The 19873-nt window shown below is 63.9% G+C and carries 16 protein-coding genes; 5 read left to right on the top strand and 11 right to left on the bottom strand.

What is annotated here, in order from left to right; all coding sequences use genetic code 11:
- Window positions 1-54: 54 nt before the first annotated feature.
- The 9 genes from B9P64_RS17660 to dnaA all read right to left on the bottom strand — a co-directional run bounded on the left by B9P64_RS17660 (window position 55) and on the right by dnaA (window position 13193).
- A complete protein-coding gene (locus B9P64_RS17660) occupies window positions 55-525 on the bottom strand; it encodes a DUF6527 family protein (RefSeq protein WP_085317319.1) in 471 nt (156 codons plus the stop codon).
- On the bottom strand, window positions 522-1703 hold the full coding sequence (locus B9P64_RS17655) for a ThiF family adenylyltransferase (RefSeq protein WP_085317318.1): 1182 nt from the start codon (window positions 1701-1703) through the stop codon (window positions 522-524). The genes B9P64_RS17660 and B9P64_RS17655 overlap by 4 nt, the downstream gene beginning before the upstream one ends.
- Window positions 1678-2418 (bottom strand): multiubiquitin domain-containing protein, encoded by a 741-nt coding sequence (locus B9P64_RS17650; protein WP_085317317.1) that lies wholly within the window; start codon window positions 2416-2418, stop codon window positions 1678-1680. Before B9P64_RS17650 ends, B9P64_RS17655 begins: the two co-directional genes overlap by 26 nt.
- 85 nt (window positions 2419-2503) lie before the next feature.
- Window positions 2504-5887 (bottom strand): UvrD-helicase domain-containing protein, encoded by a 3384-nt coding sequence (locus B9P64_RS17645; RefSeq protein WP_085317316.1) that lies wholly within the window; start codon window positions 5885-5887, stop codon window positions 2504-2506.
- A gap of 2 nt (window positions 5888-5889) precedes the next feature.
- Window positions 5890-6456, bottom strand: coding sequence for a hypothetical protein (locus B9P64_RS17640; RefSeq protein WP_085317427.1), 567 nt, complete (start codon window positions 6454-6456; stop codon window positions 5890-5892).
- Window positions 6456-7232: an ATPase gene (locus B9P64_RS17635; RefSeq protein ID WP_085317315.1), complete on the bottom strand. Its 777-nt coding sequence runs from the start codon at window positions 7230-7232 to the stop codon at window positions 6456-6458. The genes B9P64_RS17640 and B9P64_RS17635 overlap by 1 nt, the downstream gene beginning before the upstream one ends.
- A 228-nt stretch (window positions 7233-7460) precedes the next feature.
- A complete protein-coding gene (gene gyrB / locus B9P64_RS17630; RefSeq protein ID WP_085317314.1) occupies window positions 7461-9989 on the bottom strand; it encodes a DNA topoisomerase (ATP-hydrolyzing) subunit B in 2529 nt (842 codons plus the stop codon).
- 82 nt (window positions 9990-10071) lie between these two features.
- The gene (dnaN, locus tag B9P64_RS17625; protein ID WP_085317313.1) at window positions 10072-11175 is read right to left on the bottom strand and encodes a DNA polymerase III subunit beta; all 1104 of its coding nucleotides are present in this window, start codon (window positions 11173-11175) and stop codon (window positions 10072-10074) included.
- 530 nt (window positions 11176-11705) lie between these two features.
- Window positions 11706-13193 carry a chromosomal replication initiator protein DnaA gene (gene dnaA, locus B9P64_RS17620; protein ID WP_085317312.1) on the bottom strand — a complete coding sequence of 496 codons (1488 nt, stop codon included), beginning with the start codon at window positions 13191-13193 and terminating at the stop codon, window positions 11706-11708.
- Between the two features lie 394 nt (window positions 13194-13587).
- On the opposite strand from dnaA, the gene rpmH reads away from it, so the two are divergent.
- From rpmH to mnmE, 5 genes are all read left to right on the top strand, one after another.
- The gene (gene rpmH, locus B9P64_RS17615; RefSeq protein ID WP_028312082.1) at window positions 13588-13722 is read left to right on the top strand and encodes a 50S ribosomal protein L34; all 135 of its coding nucleotides are present in this window, start codon (window positions 13588-13590) and stop codon (window positions 13720-13722) included.
- A 67-nt stretch (window positions 13723-13789) separates the two neighbouring features.
- The gene (locus B9P64_RS17610; protein ID WP_085317311.1) at window positions 13790-14230 is read left to right on the top strand and encodes a ribonuclease P protein component; all 441 of its coding nucleotides are present in this window, start codon (window positions 13790-13792) and stop codon (window positions 14228-14230) included.
- Window positions 14231-14240: 10 nt separating this feature from the next.
- The gene (gene yidD, locus B9P64_RS17605; protein WP_085317310.1) at window positions 14241-14519 is read left to right on the top strand and encodes a membrane protein insertion efficiency factor YidD; all 279 of its coding nucleotides are present in this window, start codon (window positions 14241-14243) and stop codon (window positions 14517-14519) included.
- Window positions 14520-14622: 103 nt separating this feature from the next.
- A complete protein-coding gene (gene yidC / locus B9P64_RS17600; RefSeq protein ID WP_085317309.1) occupies window positions 14623-16290 on the top strand; it encodes a membrane protein insertase YidC in 1668 nt (555 codons plus the stop codon).
- A gap of 98 nt (window positions 16291-16388) precedes the next feature.
- Window positions 16389-17816, top strand: a complete 1428-nt coding sequence (gene mnmE / locus B9P64_RS17595; RefSeq protein WP_085317308.1) for a tRNA uridine-5-carboxymethylaminomethyl(34) synthesis GTPase MnmE — start codon at window positions 16389-16391, stop codon at window positions 17814-17816.
- A gap of 28 nt (window positions 17817-17844) precedes the next feature.
- Here mnmE and fghA read toward each other — a convergent pair whose 3' ends face one another.
- Entirely contained in the window at window positions 17845-18684 is an 840-nt protein-coding gene (gene fghA / locus B9P64_RS17590) for an S-formylglutathione hydrolase (protein ID WP_085317307.1), read from the bottom strand.
- Window positions 18684-19790: an S-(hydroxymethyl)glutathione dehydrogenase/class III alcohol dehydrogenase gene (locus B9P64_RS17585; RefSeq protein WP_085317306.1), complete on the bottom strand. Its 1107-nt coding sequence runs from the start codon at window positions 19788-19790 to the stop codon at window positions 18684-18686. Before B9P64_RS17585 ends, fghA begins: the two co-directional genes overlap by 1 nt.
- Window positions 19791-19873: the final 83 nt, after the last annotated feature.

Raw genomic sequence — 19873 nt, 5'->3', positions numbered from 1 at the left:
GGGAGGTTATGCAGTGAACACAGAATTTCTGACAGGCCGCCGCCGCCGCTCTGCTCAACCAGTGAGCCACGCTTTTACCCGTGCCCAGACGCTCTGCGACGAGTGGTTCGTCTCTTGCACAGCTGTGCTGGGCGCACGGTCATCCACCTGGGAAACTACGCTGGGTTGGACGTCTGCCGTCTTGCCGAAATAGGCGGCTTTGGCCTTTTTGTCTCGACGACGTTCTGCTTCGACCTGGGCGTTAGACCAAGGGCCGGCCTCCAGAACGCGGTTCCTGCGTATCACGTAGTGGGACCGGCACTTCTGGTTCCAGTTGCCCACCGACGGATCAAGCGAGACCGACTCACCGTCGAATGTCATGCGCCAATCTGTCGGCGTAAACGGCGTCACGACTCGGTCGCCACAGCCGCAGCAGCACGAGTGAACTGCGGTTGCGTAGTCCACCGAGATGTACAGCATGCCGGGATCCAGCTCGCGAGGGACATTGCGGACGAAGCGATGCTCCAAGGTCTGGTGACGCATCATGTCTGATCTCCATTGAGCAGCATGCCGCCATCTGTGGTGTACGTGCTGTGGTGTTCGTTTTCCAGATCGCGGTAGAAGCCTCGGAGCTTCTTCCACTTCACCACTGCCAAGCACGCGTTCAGGGCGTTCAGGTCGGCAACCTGGATGTTGGACGCGTAAAGGTCCTGACCACCACCGCCCGCGAAGGAAATGCGGCCCTGGTGAACGTGCTCGCGCTTCTCTGGCGTGCTTGTGGTGACGCGCAAGATGCCGCCCAGGCTGCCGTTGGTGAGTTCCAAGCCCATGCCGACGTCGATGAACGTCACGCCCAGCGCCTCGAGCTTGGTCACCACAGCGCACTTCTCGTCGCCAGCATCCATGCTGAGGAACGCAAATGTGATGCCGTCCAACAGGCCGAGCGTCTCCGCCTTCATCTCGACAGGGTGCGCTTCGATGAAGCGGTGCATGCGTCCGTAAATGTCCTTCAGGTAGTGCACCTTCTTGGGCGCGTCTCGCAGCTCATCCAGCGACGGTGCACCAGGCGCACGGAAGGCGTTGTGCGACAGGAAATCGTCTGCGTCGAAAAGGCGGATCTGCTTCACCGGCGTCTTCGCGACGAAGTCGAGGATGTAGCCACCGGTGCCGCCGAGGCCGATGACGGCCACGACCTCCTGCTCCAGCTTAGCGGCCAGCGCGCCGATCCCGACGCGGCTGGAGGCCGTATCGAGGTAGTTGAAAACACTGGCCTCCTCTTCCTCGTCGCCGCCGCGGAACACGCGCGGGCTGATCCCCGGCAGCAGCACCGCAGCCGGCCCGGACACGATGGTCGCGTAGGTCGACATCTTGGCGTAGTAGTCCGGGTAGCCCAGATCGTTCGGCTTGCTGGAGAAGCTGAAACGTGCCTTGAGCCCGTGGCCAAGGTCGGTGTTCGGCTCCGCATGCGAGATGCCCTGCAGCCGCGTCCCGTCGGCATTGCAGGGGAAGTCGCCGTCCCAGTTGATGACGTGCGTCTCAGGCTTGCGGGTTCGGTCGCCGGCCAAGTCAAGGGCCGACGACAGCGTGCCGAAGCGCACCTCGCGCTGCGCGTTGACGTAGGGCACTTCCAGCATCACCAGGAGGCTGCCCTGGATGCGCATGAAGTAGCCCTCCGAACGAAGGCGGGCGAGGTCGGGATTAAGACTGAACAGTGCGGGTGACATTGAAGATCGTCCCTTGCTTCTTGACTTCGACGGAGCCGCCCTCGCCGAGCTCGCCGGCGTGGGGGAGCGAGGCCGCATTGCGGTAGGTCATCGAGAACTTGACGTTCGTCTCGCTGCCCGCATTCGGGTAGTACAGCTTGACCACCTGCTCGAAGGTGACATGCTTGTCCGGCACGGACTTCTCTTCAGAGTTGACCAAGATGACGTAGCCCGTGTCCGGCTTGGGCGCGGTGATGAAGCGCTCGATGCCGGGCGCTTCGAGGTTGATGCGCTCGTCGGGGTCGATCAGGCGGTCTTCACCGCCGCGAACTTCCAGGAACACGGCTTCGTCCGGCGCCGCGTCGGCGAGGTCGTACAGGATGCTGCCCAGCATGTCGGCGCGGCCCCAGGCCAGCTGGCGGTCGTTCAGTGAGAACTTGAAGTCGCGGTCAGACTTGAACGCAATGAAGCGTTCGGCGCCCTTGCCGCGGAGGTCGAAGGTCTCATCGAGGCGGACGTCCTCGAAGTCACCCGTGTCCAGGTAGGCGAACAGAATGTAGTCAGCGCGGTGGTCCAGGCCCGCGCTGGCCAGGATTTGCCGACCGGTGGGAACCGGGTCCGGCACATCAATGTTGCGGAAGGTCAGCCCTTCCAGGGCAAACCGAATGCGGTAGGCCGAAGCCTCCTTCAGGGCACGACCCTCGCGGATCGCTTCACCAACGTCGTCGTAGTTCATATGTTCCTTTTGGAGTCTGTAGGCAGCTCCACTGCTGCCCTACATCCACTCAATCGGACCGACCTGACGTCGCCGGTAAACTTTTTTAGAAAGACTTCAGCAAGGTGCCTTGCGGCACAGCGCCGCACACGAAAAACGCCGGGCAGTTGGGGCACGTCATGTCTGACGCCTCTGCCCGGAAGTTGCCAGCACGGATGTTGCCCAGGATGCCGCCCAACTTGACCTGACTCTTGGTCAGTTGATTGGTCGTCAGCACCAACGGTCGGGCAGCGGCGTCGGCCAGGTATACCAACTCCACGATTGCGTCCGGGAAGGCGGCGCGGGCCGCAAGTGCGAACGCGGCGGCTCCGACGTCCCTGCCTGCACTACTGGTGGCGTGCCCGGTCTTGACCCGCCGCAGCGTTCGAACCCCATTGCGCACCAAGACCTCGTCAGGCCTGACCTCAACCTCATGGTTGTCAAAGGTGATTCGCAACGCAGTGGGAGCTTCTACCAAGGCGCCAGCACGCGACTCCAGGAAGTAGCCAAGCATCGCCGAGGCCATGCCACGGAATTCCTCAACGTAGCCGTGGTCATGAAGACCATGGGTCACAAATGCCTCCGCGATTAGCGTGTCGCACTGGCCAGCCGAAATGGCGCCCTGGGCGATGACGGCCCTATAGACGTCCCGGATGGCCTCATGCATCAACATGAAGGCGCTCACTCGTCGGCGGCCGCCGACCTGCAGCAGGTGCGTGTACAGAAACCGCCGCCCGCACCCCTCGTAGAGGGCAATCGCCTCAGCGCTGAAGCGCGGCGTACCTGAGAAGTTCACCGGTATGTGCGCGACATCCGGGGCCGGCGGCAATACCGTCGATGGCGTGACGAGCTCTGGCTTCACGCCGCCGATTCGTTCGAGGAACTTGGACAACAGCCTGGAGGAGCCGTTGGACTTCGTCGTGGCGGCGTAGAACGCTAGACGGTCCCTGGCTCGCGACATTGCCACGTAGAAGAGGCACTCCTGCTCCTCGTTGTGCGCGGCTCGGGCAATTTCATCTGGGCTGCCCTCCCCGCCTGTGACCATGCCGTTCGGCGGCGGGCACTTGGAGGGCCGGATGGCGCCCGGGATCGAGTCCTGATTCACACCGACCATGTGGACGACAGGGAACTCCAGGCCCTTTGACCCGTGGATAGTCATCAGGCGCACCGCGTCGATGCCCTGGGCCGCCGCAGGAAGTTGCCTGAGGTCCCTGTCGTCGCGCAAACGTAGAAGCCTCCGGACGCGGTCCGCCAGGCGCTGGATCGGGAGACCTTGACCGTTGGGCTGGACCCGCACGAAGTTCATGAACTGCCAGATGGCGATGCCTTGGGCCTGGTCGGGAACGCTGGACGACGCGGCAATGCGCGCAGCCATTCTGGTCCGGTCGAGCAATAGGGTCGCCAGCACCGTCCAGGGTTGAGAAGTGGCAGTGAAACCGTCCAGCGCAACGCCAAGTGCAGCCAAGGCGGCCTGCCCGCCTAGCGTGACGTCGGGTGCTCCTTGCAGCCATGCTCCAGGCTCAACCTCTACATTGCGCAAGTGCCCAAACACGCGCACTGCGTCTTCAAGCGTCATCGCGAACTCGGGCCAGCAAGCGGTGCGAATCAGGCCCATTGCACGCCTGTCCACGAGGAGCGTCAGCACCGCAACCAAGTCCTTTATCTCGGTACGCTCGAAAAGGCTGCCCAAGAACAGTACGGGCACGCCGGCACGCTCAAGCTCTTGGCCGGTGTCGGACAGCCTGTCATTGCCTCTGCAGAGAACCGCCTGGTCGCGATAGCGGAAGCCTGCTGTCCGGAAGCGCTCAATGCTGTCGACGAGCGCCGGCGTCACGAGTGCGCCACCACCGACCGTGATGATTTCTGGCTTTGCGCCACCGGCGCCGCGGTCGGCTTTGAGCGCCGTAGGCCCATCCGCTGCACTCATGGTGGCCGCGAAGGTCGAGAAGGCGCCGACGATTTCCGAGGTGGAGCGGTAGTTAATGTCCAGGCTGTCTCGGACCCCTCCTGGGAAGTCCTGGTGGCCGAACCGCGCCATGTTGAACGACGAGGCCCCCCGGAAGCGATAGATGGACTGCTTGGCATCCCCAACCACCCACAGGTTCTCCCCGGTGGGTTTGAGGGCCGTGAGCAGCCGCACGCTGCTTCGATTCACGTCTTGGTACTCGTCGACCAAGATGTGGTCATAGTCGCCCTGCAGCTGGGTCCTGACCTCCTCGTCGCGCTCTAGCAGGAGCACTGGCTGCATGACCAAGTCACCGAAATCGACGCTCCCCGCCGTGGCCTTGAGCTCCTCGTAGAACGCGTAGACCTTGGCAACCTCTTCCGCCTTCTCAGCGGCTTCGAGGGCGGCTGGGTCGGTCGCCGCTGCGCGCATGTCATGAGCCAGGGCAAGGTAAGCATGAGGGCCAGTGACTTCGTCCTTAGCACGGGAGACCGCGGTCAGGATGTCGGCCACTGTCTGAGAGGGGTCGTACAGATTTCGGTAGCGCTTAAGGCCGAGCCGAGGGAACTCGTTTTCGAGCAATTCAACGGCCTCGGTGCGGTCCATCAGCCGAGGGTCCGCAGGTAGCCCACACCGGTCGTTGAACCGCCTGAGGATGTCCAGGCCAAAGCTGTGAAACGTACCAATGCACAGCGCGGCCGCTTGCTGTGGGCGCTTTTGCGCAAGCCGCTCTGCCATCTCTCCGGCAGCCTTGTTCGAAAAGGTAAGGAGGAGGATGCGCCTGGGGTCAACGCCATCGTCGAGCAAGCCCTCGACACGGGCCACCAGTGTGCGCGTCTTCCCCGTACCTGGACCGGCCTGGAGCAAGAACGCAGCGCCACGGTGTTCGGCCGCGGTTCTCTGCTTGTCGTTCAGCGGTATTTCGACCGGTTCCGCCGCGACGACGTTCGGAAAGGCTGGGAGCAACAGGGCGTCCAGCATCTGCTGCGCGACGACTTCGAACGGGGCCCCAAGGCGCGCCGCAATGTCGGAGCAGGTTTGGCTTTGGGCTACATGCTGATCGACAATTACGTGCCGAGGAAGAAGAAGCTCCCGCGCAAAGAGGTCCATCTGGACCTCCCTTCGCTGGCGTCGGCTGTAGTCGACGACGCGGTCCATCCCGACAGGTGCCGCTTCCGAGGTACGGGCCGGGTCGATGTTCGCCGCAGGCTCAGCCTCTTGTTCGCCGTCACCCAGTTGTGCGTGCCCGATTTCGTGCGCTACCAGGAACGCCTGTTCGAAGGGCAACCCTTTTTTCTCATGGACGATGAGGGGGACGTCGGGATCAAAGTTGGCTCGCCCTCCATCGAGGAGCGCGCCACCTGGAGCGCAGCTTTCGACCTTGATGCCGAGGTCCTTGGCTATGCCGACAGCAAATTCATACGGTGACCACGGATTGCGTCCACTCAGAACGGCCGCGTCATGCAGTCGCCGAGCGTGCTGCCTCCCCAGCTCTATGGGGTCCATGACTACTCCTCGCGGAGCAGGTTCGAAATCTGATGTTCGTCGAGACCAGCGTCTCGCAAGACCGTCTCGAATGACACCTTCTCAGGTGCTGTTGGCTTGACGGTCGACTTCTTAGCGCGGACTGCTGAGACCATCGGAGGAAGCGTGAGATACGAGAGAAGCGTCTCTGTCGATGTTTTCAACGCCTCCGCCACAGTCGAGGCCATGCGTCGGGGTAAGGTCGTTACGTCTATTCGACGTTCGCGGAATGCAACACCAACCTGCAACGGCAGGGCAAGTACATCGAACGCCTGTGTGAAGGTCTTCGCTGGAGCAGCTTGAAGGGTCTCCAGGGACACACTGCTCTCTCGAAGCCGTTCCATACGTGAAGAAACGAGCGCTACTTCCGCGGCGCTTGGCGGATCGTCGTCGTCAATCTCACGAGAAAGTTCTCTGGAAAGATCGACCAACGCGATTGCGTGCTCAGGGTACTTAGCAAGGTAGCGCTGAAGGACGCCGGCGCCAGGTTCAAAGTCCATAGCAAAGGCCCTGAGGACGTCTTCTGCTGGGATTGCATGATTTCTGGTCATCACAGCCTCCCCTTGCTCTCGAGACGACGCCGCAACGATGCGAAAGCCTTATCCCGGTGCGTAGCGATGGTCTTCGGGGTCTTGCCCAGCACTTTGCTGATAGAGCTAACTGAGGGGTCGCTCGACTCGATGGGGACTTCCTGGCGCAGCATCACGACGATCCTCCTTTGGAATTCAGGCAGGTTGTCAATCGCTTCATCGAGGAGCAACCAGTAATTTTTTTCGTCGAGCGCGTCGGCGTTGAATGGGTCGTACTCGCCCATGGCTTCGTGGACATGCTTGGGCACATCATCATCGTTCGTGCCAAGCTCCTCTGTCCGATTCTCATGCTTCCAATGGCGGTCGCTTGCGTCGTAGCGATCACCTGCGACGGCCGAATTGAAGTTGACTTCGTAGAAATCGAGACGCTCCTCGTACTCCAACCGGTCGCTGAGCAGCAGGTCGACGAAGCGGTCGACGACTTCCTCCTGGATGTTCTTCTCGGTCAGCGACGCGACGGCGCCGCCCGACCTGGAAGTCGGCCTAGCCAGCTGAACAACGCGGTCAAGAAGCGCGTGTGTGAGCTTGTCGCGGTGAGCGCCGGCAGGCGCGTTGCGGATGAAGTACAGCAGTGCCTCAGACGATACAAAACCTGGCGCACTGCTTTTCCTTGCAGCAGCGCGTGCCTCCAGTTCCTGAGGGCTGGTGGCGGCTAGATCGACTAGCTCTGCTTCAACTAATGCGCGACGGCAATAGAGAACGCCGTCAAGCGTGTACTTGCGGAGGGGGCGTGACACGACTATTCCTCGTTATCGTGCGCGGTGGCTCTTCGGTGAGAGCTCTCCCAAATCTAACCAGAGGGGCGCCGGTCTCCGTCTATGTGGAGCCAGCTAGAAGCGCTTCTGGGTCCAACCTCTCACGCCATGTCTGGCGCCGCAGCCCCCTCTAGGAATCTTTCAACAACTGCGTCAGCAATCTTTCACTTACTTGGCACGGATTTCACTATCCGTGTCACCCGACAACAATCAAACGTCGATATTGCCGGCCGACAACGCATTCCGCTCAATAAACTCCCTGCGCGGCTCCACATCGTCGCCCATGAGCGTAGTAAAGATTTCATCCGCCGCAATCGCATCCGAAACCTGCACTCGCAACAGCCGCCGCACGGTCGGGTCCATCGTCGTTTCCCACAACTGCTCGGGATTCATTTCACCCAGGCCCTTGTAGCGCTGCACCTGCACGCCGCGCTGCGCTTCGACCATCAGCCAGGCCATTGCCTCGCGGAAATCGCGCACGCCGGCTTCCTTGCGCTTTTCGCCGGTGCCGCGCGCGATCCTTGCGCCTTCGCCGACCAGATCGCGGAAAGTCATTGCCGCATCGGCCAGCGTCGAATAATCGGCGCCATGCACAAAGTCGGCATCGATCACGCTCACGCGCACATTGCCGTGAATCACCCGCTCGATTCGCAGCTGATGCTTTTCGGTCTTGACATTGAGCTGGGCATAAACATGCACCGTGCCATTGCCCAATACCGCGCGCAATGCGGCGGCGCTTTCTTCGGCGCCGGCCAGGCTGTCCAGATCAAGCCGCACGCCATCGGCAATTGCATGCAGCGTCTTTTCATCGATCAGCCGCGACAGCCGCCGCACCACCGATTGCGCCACCAAGTGCTTGCGTGACAATTCGCCGAGCGCTTCGCCACTGATGGCAATTGCGCCTTCGGCCGGAATCAATTCCGCGTCATTCAGCGCCAGCTTGAGCATGTGCGCGTCGAATTCGGCATCGTCCTTTACATAGCGTTCGTCCTTGCCGTGCTTCACCTTGTAAAGCGGCGGCTGAGCGATATAGATATGGCCGCGTTCCACCAGCGGCGTCATTTGCCGATAGAACAGCGTGAGCAGCAGCGTGCGGATATGCGCGCCGTCCACGTCCGCGTCGGTCATGATGATGATGCGGTGATAGCGCAGCTTGTCCGGATTGAAATCGTCCGTTCCGCCGCCGGTGCCAATGCCGGTGCCCATTGCGGTAATCAGCGTCGCAATCTGCTCGCTGCTCACCAGCTTGTCGAAACGCGCGCGTTCCACATTCAATACCTTGCCGCGCAGCGGAAGAATTGCCTGGAACTTGCGGTCACGCCCCTGCTTGGCCGAGCCGCCCGCCGAATCGCCCTCGACGATATACAGCTCGCATTTGGCCGGGTCTTTTTCCTGGCAATCGGCCAGTTTTCCGGGCAGGCCGGCGCCATCCAATACGCCCTTGCGGCGCGTCATGTCGCGCGCCTTTCGGGCCGCTTCGCGCGCCCGCGCCGCATCGACGATCTTGTTGCAGATGATCTTGGCGTCGATCGGCTTTTCGAGCAGAAAGTCTTCGAGCGCCTTGGCGACGATTTCTTCCACCGGGCCGCGCACTTCGCTCGACACCAGCTTGTCTTTCGTCTGGCTGCTGAATTTGGGCTCAGGGACTTTCACGCTCAATACGCAGGCCAGACCTTCGCGCATGTCATCGCCACCGGTTTCCACTTTCGCCTTCTTGGCGAATTCATGTTCCTCGATGTACTTGTTGATGATGCGGGTCATGGCCGCGCGCAGGCCGGTCAAATGCGTGCCGCCGTCGCGCTGCGGAATATTGTTGGTAAAACAGAGCACCTGCTCGGCATAGCTCTCGTTCCATTGCATCGCCACTTCCACGGTGATGGTCAGACCGTTGTCGAGCAGCTTTTCGCCGGTGGCATAAAACACGGTCGGATGCAGCACCGTCTTGGCGCGATTGATGTAATCGACAAAGCTCTTTACGCCGCCGGTCAGTGCAAAGTCTTCTTCCTTGTTCTGGCGCTGATCCACCAGCCGGATGCGCACGCCATTGTTCAAGAACGACAATTCGCGCAGCCGCTTGTTGAGGATTTCGTACTGAAATTCAACATTGGTGAAGATCGTGTCATCGGGCAGGAAATGCACTTCGGTGCCGCGCATTTCGGTCGGGCCCAGCAATTTGAGCGGCGAGATTTCCACGCCATCCACCGTTTCGAGCACGCGGTCCTGCGGCACGCCCTGGCGGAATTCCATGAAATAGGCCTTGCCGTCGCGGCGCACCGTCAGGCGCAGCCATTTGCTCAGCGCATTCACGCAGCTCACGCCCACGCCGTGCAGCCCGCCAGACACCTTGTAGCTGTTCTGGTTGAACTTGCCGCCGGCATGCAATTCGGTCAGCGCGATTTCGGCCGCCGAGCGCTTGGGCTCGTGCTTGTCGTCGAATTTCACGCCCGTCGGAATACCGCGCCCGTTGTCGGTGACCGAAATGGAATTGTCGGTATGGATGGTCACGACGATGTCGTCGCAATAGCCGGCCAGCGCCTCGTCGATGGAGTTGTCCACAACTTCGAACACCAGATGATGCAGACCGGTGCCGTCCGAGGTATCGCCGATATACATGCCGGGTCGCTTGCGCACGGCTTCCAATCCTTCAAGGATCTGGATCGATTCGGCGCCATAACCGCGGCTTGCGGCGGATTGCGTGTTGTCGGAGGCTTGTTCTTCGGGTTGTCGGGCGTCGGTCATGCTGGTTTCCCAATCACTGGTATTGCGGTGTCGCCGAATTGAATCCGGGCCGGCGCGGGCCTTGTCATTGCAAGGTCGATGCTCAAATGCGCATCGGCATTACCACGTACTTGAAGCTTTCATCCTCGGGCAGGGTCAGCAGCGCCGATGAATTGGCATCGCCGAGCGCGACCTGCACGGTTTCATTCTTGAGATTGTTGAGCACATCGAGCAGATAGCTCACGTTGAAGCCGATATCGAGCGGCTCATGCGTCCAGGCAATTTCCAGTTCTTCGAGCGCGTCTTCCTGCTCGGCATTGGTCGAGCTGATCGACAGCGCATCAGTCTGCAATGACAGCCGCACGCCCTTGAACTTGTCGCTCGTCAAAATGGCTGCGCGTTGCAGCGAATGCAGCAGTTCTTCGCGGCGAATCGCAAAGTTCTTGGTATAGCCGCTCGGAATCACGCGCTGGTAATCGGGAAACTTGCCCTCGACCAGCTTGCTGATGAGTTCGATTTCGCCAAACGTGAATCGGATCTGGTTCTGCGCAATCTCGATCTTGACGGCTTCTTCGCCGTCGCCCAGCAGGCGTTGCAATTCGAGAATCGTCTTGCGCGGAATGATGACGTCGGCCTTCGGCACTTCGCCTTCGATTTCATGGGTGGCAAATGCCAGCCGGTGGCCGTCGGTCGCCACGGCCGATACCCGGCCCGCGCCCGTCACCAGCAGCAAACCGTTCAGGTAATAGCGGATGTCCTGCTGGGCCATCGCGAAATGCACCTGAGCGAACAGCCGCTTGAGCGTCTTTTCGGGCATGGAAAAGGACGCGATGAATTTGTCTGGCGTATTGACGACCGGAAAGTCTTCCGCCGGCAGCGTCTGCAACTTGAAGCGCGACTTGCCGCTGTCGATGCCGAGTTTCTTGTCGGCCAGCGTGAGTTTCACGTCGCCGCCCGGCAGCGCGCGAAGGATGTCGAGCAGCTTGCGCGCGGCAACCGTGGTGCTCGCGTCGTCCTTGCCGGCGCCGATGGCAGCGCGCGTGGTGATCTGGATCTCGATGTCGGTCGCGACGAACGCGATTTCCTCACCCTGCTTGCGCACCAGGATGTTGGCCAGGATCGGCAGCGTATGCCGCCGCTCGACGATGCCGCTGACGATCTGCAAGGGGCGCAACAGGGTGTCCCGCTGGGTCTGGACGAGCTGCATGGTTTTTCCTTGAAGAAGTTTCTATGACTGAATGAAAGTGATGATGATCGGTCGCGTTTTCTGTGGATAACCAGCGTTTCCGTCATCGAATCAAGGGGTTGCTTGTAGGCAGAAGCCTGCGTCCTTCAGTCCGGCGCCTTGTGGACAGCCAGGGACTGTTTTTGGCGGTTTCTTTCAAACCGCCGTTTGCTCACAAATGGCGCCCGGCTTTTCCACAGATTTTGGCTGCGATGCCGGTCGGGCAATGCGCGCATCGGCAAGCGCCATCTGGTCTGCAATGACGGGGTTTTGGGCCGGTCATGGTCTTGTTCCTGAAGTTCTTTTATTGAATTGACCTTGATGATGATCGACCGACTTTTCTGTGGACAAATCGGCTTTCATCTTTCAAATCAGTGCCTTGGAGTCAGGTACAAGCGGCGTGATTGCGCGCCTGCGGGTTGTGGGCAGCTGGGGACAACAAACCGGCCAAACGCCCGAACCGCCGGTTGAGCACAAACGCTGCCGAGCTTTTCCACAGCTTTGCCGACCGATCAGCTCTTCAGCGTCTGCTCCAGCACATGCAGCGCGTGATTGAGTTCGGTGTCGTTCTGGCGGTCGTTGGCGATCTTGCGCACCGCATGCAACACGGTCGTGTGATCGCGCCCGCCGAACAGCTCGCCGATCTCGGGCAGCGATTTCTGCGTGAGTTCCTTGGCCAGGTACATCGCGATCTGGCGCGGCTTGGCGATGTTGGTCGGCCGGCGCTTGGAGTACATGTCGGCGACCTTGATCTTGTAGTAGTCGGCCACCGTCTTCTGGATGTTCTCGACCGTGATCTGGCCGCTGCGCACCGCGAGCAGATCGCGCAGCGCGTCCTTGGCCACTTCCACCGTCACCTGCCGGCCGTGGAACGACGAATAGGCCAGCACCTTGCGCAACGCGCCTTCCAGCTCGCGCACATTGCTGCGCAGATGCTTGGCGATGAAGAAGGCCACTTCCTCGGAGATATCCACACCCTCCAGGTCAGCCTTCTTGATGAGGATGGCGACCCGCATCTCCAGCTCCGGTGGCTCGATCGCCACCGTGAGCCCCGATTCGAAGCGCGACTTGAGCCGGTCCTCGATGTTGGTCAGCTCCTTGGGATAGGTGTCGCTGGTGATGATGATCTGCTTGCGCGCGGCCACCAGCGCCTCGAAGGCATAGAAGAACTCTTCCTGCGTGCGGGTCTTGTTGGCCAGGAACTGGATGTCGTCGATCAGCAGCATGTCGAGCGACTGGTAGTAGGCCTTGAACTCGTCGAAGCTCTTGCGCTGGTAGGCCTTGACCACGTCGTTGGCGTACTGGTTGGCGTGCACATAGCGCACCCGCGCGCCCGGCGAATTGGCCAGCACCGCATTGCCGATGGCGTGGATCAGGTGGGTCTTGCCCAAGCCCGTGCTGCCGTACAAAAACAGCGGGTTGTACGAGACGCCCGGGTTCTCGGCCACCTGGTTGGCGGCGGCGCGCGCCAGCTGGTTGGCCTTGCCGGTGACCAGGTTGTCGAAGATGAGGTCGGGATTCAGGCGCGAGCGCTCGTGCGCCGGGCTCGGATCGTGATGGTCGGCCGGCGAGTGCAGGCCGGCGGGCGCGGGCATTTCGTGCGCGTCCGGGTCGACGATGTCGTCGTCGCTGCCGCCACGGCGCGTGGTGACGACCGCCGGCGCGGCCACGGCCGGGCGCTGTGGCGCGGGCGGCGGGCTGGCGGCGGGCGCTGCCTGCGCGGCGGCCGCTGCGGTCGACGTCGGCCGCACGATGGCGCCGGCGAGCACGAAGCGCACTTCGGCCGGCCCGGCGAGCAGCTCGTTCGCCAGTTCCGACAGCCGCCCCGCGAATTGCGAGCGCGCCCAGTCGAGTTTCACGCGGTTCGGTGCGGCGATCTCGACACGACGGTTGTCGGTGTCGAGCGCCTGCACGCTGAGCGGCTTGATCCAGGTCTTGAATTGCTGCGGCGGCAGCTCTTCTTCGAGCCGGCGCAGGCATTCATCCCAAAAAGCTTGCATAGAGGAGGTGTCGATTGCGGGCGAGGAAATGGGGTCGGGGCCGAAGGGCGGGCGACCATTGCGTCCGCGCGGCATGCCGTGGGCAGGCCGGGTTCATGGGTTCGTGTTCGAAGCGGTTGCGCGGCGGGCGGGACATGCATGCCGGGCCGACGGATGAACCGGCCGACTCTCGGGCCGATTGCCCGGTGAAGCCTTGCCGATCCCGTCGTGCGCAGGCGAGCCGCGACGCTGGAGAGACCGCAGATTCTACCGGTCGGGCCACAAGTTATCCACAGGTTTGCTCAGCGCGAGAGATTGGTCTGCCGGACGGGCTCGGGCAGTAGCTTGTTGACAGATGGACAAAACCCCCGAAGAATGCCGGGTTCCCCAGAGTCCAATTCAGCGAGATTTCGCCATGAAACGCACCTACCAACCTTCGGTCGTCCGTCGCAAGCGCACTCACGGCTTCCTCGTGCGTCAGCGCACCAAGGGCGGTCGCGCCGTCATCGCCGCGCGTCGCGCCAAGGGCCGCAAGCGCCTGGCCGTCTGAGTTTGGCTGTCTTGCGGCCTGCGCCGACAGGCGCTGCGCCCAGGTCGTCCAGCTCAAATTCGGTGCGATGAAGCGCTTTTGCGCACTCGTCGGCCCGACGGCCTTCTCGGCCGTCATGAAACGGCGTCGCGCCGGCGGATCGGTTCATTTCGATCTCTTCGTGCTCGCGGCAGCCGACCGTCCCGCTCCTCCCGAACACCTCACGGCACCGGTCCCCGACTGGCGTTTTGGCTGCGTGATCGGGCGCAAGGCCGTGCGTCGCGCGGTCGACCGCAATCTCGCGCGCCGCATTGCCCGCGAGGCTTTGCGTGCTGCCATCGACAGCGGTCTGCGGCCCGGCGATTACGTCTTCCGCGCCCGGCGCGAGCTGGGTGCCGACAGTGTCAAGGCACGCAAGAGCACCGACCGCGTGAGCTTTCGCCATGTGCTGCGCGGCGAGGTCGACCAGCTGCTCGCGCGCCATGTGCGCCCGCCGGCGTCCCTGCCGGTCGCGTCCGACGCGGCCTGAGCGGCGCGCGATGCGATTCCTCCTCTCATTGCCGAGCCGGCTGCTGCTCGCGCTGATTCGCGGCTATCGCTTCTGGCTCAGCCCGTGGATCGGGCAGCAATGCCGCTTCGTGCCGAGCTGCTCGCAGTACACCGCCGAGGCGATCGAGCGGCACGGCGCGGCAGCCGGCAGCTATCTCGGCGCGCGCCGTCTGCTGCGCTGTCATCCGTGGTGCGAAGGCGGCCACGACCCGGTTCCCGACGACTGGCGCAACCGTCCGACGAAGCCCGCCGCGCCGTCCCGGCACTGACAGGGCGCACCGCTACAATCCGCGCTCCGCACGCGCCCCGCGCGTCCCGAAAGCCCCACAAGCGCGCCGGCCGATAGCGCCCGCGTGCCCTGTCCGAGACTTCATGGATATCCGCCGCACGATCCTCTGGGTGGTCTTCTCGATCTCCCTTCTCCTTCTCTGGGAAGCCTGGCTCAAGCACAGCGGCCAAGGCACGCTGTTCGGCGGCCCGACCGCTACGGCGCCCGTGCCCGCCGCCGGCCATGCCGATGTGCCGACCGCCGCCAACGGCACGGCCACGCCCGGCGCCGTCCCGTCGGGCGAGCCGGCGCCGGCGATCGAAACCCGCAAGGTCGACATCACGACCGATGTGCTCGCGCTGCAATTCGACACCGTCGGCGCCCAGCTGGTGCGCGCCGAGCTGCTGCGCCAGCGCGACGCGGTCGACGAGACCCGCAACATCGTGCTGCTCGACAACCGCCCGGGCGAGCGCGTCTACCTCGCGCAGACCGGCCTGATCGGCGAAGGCCTGCCCAACCACCGCACGCCGTTTGCATGGGTCGAAGGCCCGACCGCGCTCGCGCCCGGCCAGGACAAGCTCGACGTGGTGTTCGAAGCCGCCAGCGGCGCCGTCAAGCTGCGCGAAATCTGGACGCTGCGCCGCGGCGCCTACGACATCGCGGTGCGCCATGAGGTGGTCAACACCGGCGAGCAGCCCGTGTCGCCGTCGCTCTACCTGCAGATCACGCGCGACGACGGCAAGCCGGCCGGCGAATCGCGCTTCTATTCGACCTTCAGCGGGCCCGCGCTCTACAGCGCCGAGACCCACTTCAAGAAGCTGAGCTGGTCCGACATCGAGAAGAACAAGGTCGAGCTGCCCAAGCCGGCCGACAACGGCTGGATCTCGATCGTGCAGCACTACTTCGTGACCGCCTGGATTCCGCAGGCCGGCAGCGAGCGCGAATTCCGCGCGCGCAAGGTCGACAGCAACCTCTACTCGATCGCCGCCGTGCAGCCGCTCGGCGCCATCGCCCCGGGCACGACCAAGACCGTCGAGAGCAATCTCTTCGTCGGCCCGCAGGATCAGAAGTCGCTCGAAGCGCTCAACGACAAGCTCAAGGTCGAGGGCCTCGATCTGGTGGTGGACTACGGCTGGCTCACCGTCGTGGCCAAGCCGCTGTTCTGGCTGCTGCAGAAGTTCCACTCGCTGATCGGCAACTGGGGCTGGGCCATCATCGCGCTGACCGTGCTGGTCAAGGCGGTGTTCTATCCGCTGTCGGCCGCGAGCTATCGCTCGATGGCCAAGATGCGTGCCGTCACGCCGCGCCTGCAAAAGCTGCGCGAGCAATACGCCGACGACAAGCAGAAGCAGCAGATGGCGATGATGGAGCTGTACCGCACCGAGAAGATCAATCCGCTCGGCGGCTGCCTGCCGATCGTCGTGCAGATTCCGGTCTTCATGGCGCTGTACTGGACGCTCGGCGCGGCGGTGGAAATGCGCAACGCGCCGTGGATCGGCTGGATTCACGATCTGGCCGCGAGCGATCCGTGGTTCATCCTGCCGGCGCTGATGGTCGGCACCATGTTCATCCAGCAGCGTCTCAATCCGGCGCCGCCCGATCCCGTGCAGGCCAAGATGATGATGTTCATGCCGCTGATCTTCGGCGGGATGATGTTCTTCTTCCCGGCCGGGCTGGTGCTGTACTGGGTCGTCAACAACTGCCTGTCGATCGCCCAGCAATGGCAGATCACGCGCACCATCGAAGGCAAGCCGATCTTCGGCCGCGCCTGAGCGCGATGGCCTGATGGCGCCCTGCGGCGCCTGACAACGACAGCCCGCACGGGCCGGATGCGCAAGCCTCCGGCCCGTCGTCATTTGGAGTACTCGCTATGCCTCTTCACGACGACGATCCGGTGATTGCCGTTGCCACCGCGCCGGGCCAGGGCGGCATCGGCGTGGTGCGCATCTCGGGCGGGCGCGATGCCGATGGCAGCGCGGCCGCGCTCGACTGGCTCGTGCGCGCCATCGTCGGCCGGGCGCCGGCGCCGCGCCATGCGCATTACGGTGCCTTCCTCGATGCCGCCGGCCAGCCCATCGACCGCGGCATCGCGCTGCTGTTCGCCGCGCCGCATTCCTACACCGGCGAGCATGTGCTGGAGTTGCAGGCGCACGGCGGCCCGGTGCTGCTGCGCATGCTGGTGGCGCGCTGCCTCGACATCGCGCGCGCCGCCGGCGTGCCGCTGCGGCTGGCCGAGCCGGGCGAATTCACGCGCCGCGCCTTCCTCAACGACAAGCTCGATCTGGCCCAGGCCGAGGCGGTCGCCGACCTGATCTCGGCCCAGACCGAGGCCGCCGCGCGCGGCGCCGCCGCCTCGCTCGACGGGCGCTTCTCGGCCGACATCCATGCGCTGGTCGAGCGGCTGACCAATCTGCGGCTGCTGGTCGAGGCGACGCTGGATTTCCCCGAGGAGGAGATCGACTTTCTGCAAGCCTCCGACGCGCTTGGCCAACTGGCGCGCGTGGAAGCCGAACTCGATGCGCTGCTGGCGCGCGCGCGTCATGGCGCGCTGCTGCGCGACGGTCTGCGCGTGGTGCTGGCCGGCGTGCCCAATGCGGGCAAGTCGAGCCTGCTGAATGCGCTTGCAGGCGCCGAGGTGGCGATCGTGACGCCGGTGGCCGGCACCACGCGCGACCGGGTCGAGCAGACGCTGGCCATCGACGGCATTCCGCTCGTCATCGTCGATACCGCCGGTCTGCGCGCGACCGAGGACGCGGTGGAAGCCATCGGCATCGAGCGCAGCTGGGCGGCCATCGAGCGCGCCGATCTGGTGCTGCATGTGCATGACCTCACGACCGCCGACGTTGCCGAGAATGCGGTCATCGCGGCGCGCTTTCCGGCCGGCGTGCCGGTGCTGCGGGTGTTCAACAAGGTCGATCTGGCGGGCGCGCCGACGGAGCCGGGCGCGGCGGATGCGGTGTTCATCAGCGCGCGCCAGGGGCTGGGGCTGGATGAGCTGCGCGCGCGGGTGCTGGCGGCGGTTGGCGTGCCGCAGGCGCAGGAAGGGACCATCACCGCGCGCTCGCGTCACCTGGAGGCGCTGCGGGCTGCGCGCGAGCATCTGGCGCAGGCGCGCGCCAATGTGACTGGCGGCGACGGCGTGGCCGGCAGCCACGCGCCGCCGCTCGACGATGCGCATCTCGACCTGTTTGCCGAGGAGCTGCGCCTCGCTCAGGAGGCGCTGGCGAGCATCACCGGCGCGTTCACGGCCGATGACTTGCTTGGGAAAATCTTCTCGGCGTTCTGCATTGGAAAGTGACCGCGGCAAGCCGCGGCCACCTTCCGCCTCACCCCAGCGTCCGCGCGTGATGCTCCAGGTGCTCTTCCACAAAGCTCGCGATGAAGAAGTAGCCGTGGTCGTAGCCCGCATGGCGCCGCAGCGTCAGCGGCTGGCCGGCCGCAGCGCACACCGCCTCGAACCGGTCGATGTTGAGCTGCTCGGCCAGGAACTTGTCGCCCAGGCCCTGATCGACCAGCAGCGCCGGCGCGCGCGCGCCGGCCTCGATCAGCGCCGACGCGTCATGCGCCGCCCATGGCGCACGGTCGGCGCCCAGATAGGCGCCAAACGCCTTCTCGCCCCAGGGGCACAGCGACGGCGCGGCAATCGGCGCGAACGCCGACACGCTGCGCCACAGCGCGGGGTTTTTCAGCGCCAGCGTGAGCGCGCCATGCCCGCCCATCGAGTGCCCGAAGATGCCCGCGCGCGCTGCATCGGCCGGGAACTCGGCCAGCACCAGCGCGCGCAGCTCCTCGTTGATGTAGCTGCCCATGCGCCAGCGCTGCGCCCACGGCTCCTGCGTGGCGTCGAGGTAGAAGCCGGCGCCGTGGCCCAGGTCCCAGGCATCGCTGGCACCGGCCACGCCGGTGTCGCGCGGGCTGGTGTCGGGCGTCACCAGCATCAGCCCGAGGCGCGCGGCCACGCGCTGGGCGCCGGCCTTGATCGCGAAGGTTTCCTCGGTGCAGGTGAGGCCGGCCAGATAGAACAGCACCGGCACCGGACCCAGCGCCGCTTGCGGCGGGCGGTAGACGCCAAAGCGCATCGGCAGGCCGATCACGCTCGATTCGTGCTGATAGAAGCCCTGCGTGCCGCCAAAGCACGCGTGTTCGGAGAGCGTGGTGATGGCCATCAGTACAGCACCACCGAACGGATCGACTCGCCGCTCTTCATCAGCTCGAAACCCTTGTTGATGTCTTCGAGCTTGAGCGTGTGCGTGATGAGCTCGTCGATGCGGATCTTGCCTTCCATGTACCAGTCCACGATCTTGGGCACGTCGGTGCGGCCGCGCGCGCCGCCAAAGGCCGAGCCCTTCCATTCGCGCCCGGTCACCAGCTGGAACGGCCGGGTCGAGATTTCCTCGCCTGCCGCCGCCACGCCGATGATGAAGCTCTGGCCCCAGCCCTTGTGGCAGCACTCCAGCGCCTGGCGCATGGTTTTCGTGTTGCCGATGCACTCGAAGCTGTAGTCGGCGCCGCCGTCGGTGATCTGCACGATCGCGTCGACCACGTTGTCGACTTCCTTCGGGTTGACGAAGTGCGTCATGCCGAAGCTGCGCGCCATCGCTTCGCGTTCCGGGTTCAGGTCCACGCCGATGATCTTGTCGGCGCCGACCATCTTCGCGCCCTGGATCACGTTGAGGCCGATGCCGCCGAGGCCGAACACCACCACATTGGCACCGGCCTCCACCTTGGCGCTGAACACCACGGCGCCCACGCCAGTGGTCACGCCGCAGCCGATGTAGCAGGCCTTGTCGAAGGGCGCGTCGCTGCGGATCTTGGCCAGCGCGATCTCGGGCACCACGATGTAGTTGCTGAAGGTGCTGGTGCCCATGTAATGCAGGATGGGCTTGCCGTCGAGCGAGAAGCGGCTGGTCGCATCGGGCATCAGGCCCTTGCCCTGGGTCGCGCGGATCGACTGGCAGAGATTGGTCTTGCGCGACAGGCAGAACTTGCACTGCCGGCATTCGGGCGTGTAGAGCGGGATGACATGGTCATCCTTCTTCAGGCTGGTGACGCCGGGGCCCACGTCCACCACCACGCCCGCGCCTTCATGGCCGAGGATGGCCGGAAACAGCCCTTCGGGGTCGGCGCCCGACAGCGTGTACCAGTCGGTATGGCAGATGCCGGTGGCCTTCACTTCCACCAGCACTTCGCCGGCGCGCGGGCCGGCGAGATCGACGGTTTCGATGGTGAGCGGTGCGCCTGCCTGCCAGGCGACGGCTGCTTTGGTCTTCATGCGGGGGGCTCGTCGGCGGATTGAAAGAGGCGCAACTCTACCGGCGCGATTCCGCATTCATTGCGTTTGGGCGCGCGCTGCGG

The organism is Derxia lacustris, from assembly GCF_002105195.1.
Classification (GTDB): Bacteria; Pseudomonadota; Gammaproteobacteria; order Burkholderiales; family Burkholderiaceae_E; genus Derxia; species Derxia lacustris.
Note: the sequence above shows the minus strand (reverse complement) of the source record. Positions and strands in the feature narration are given on the sequence as shown.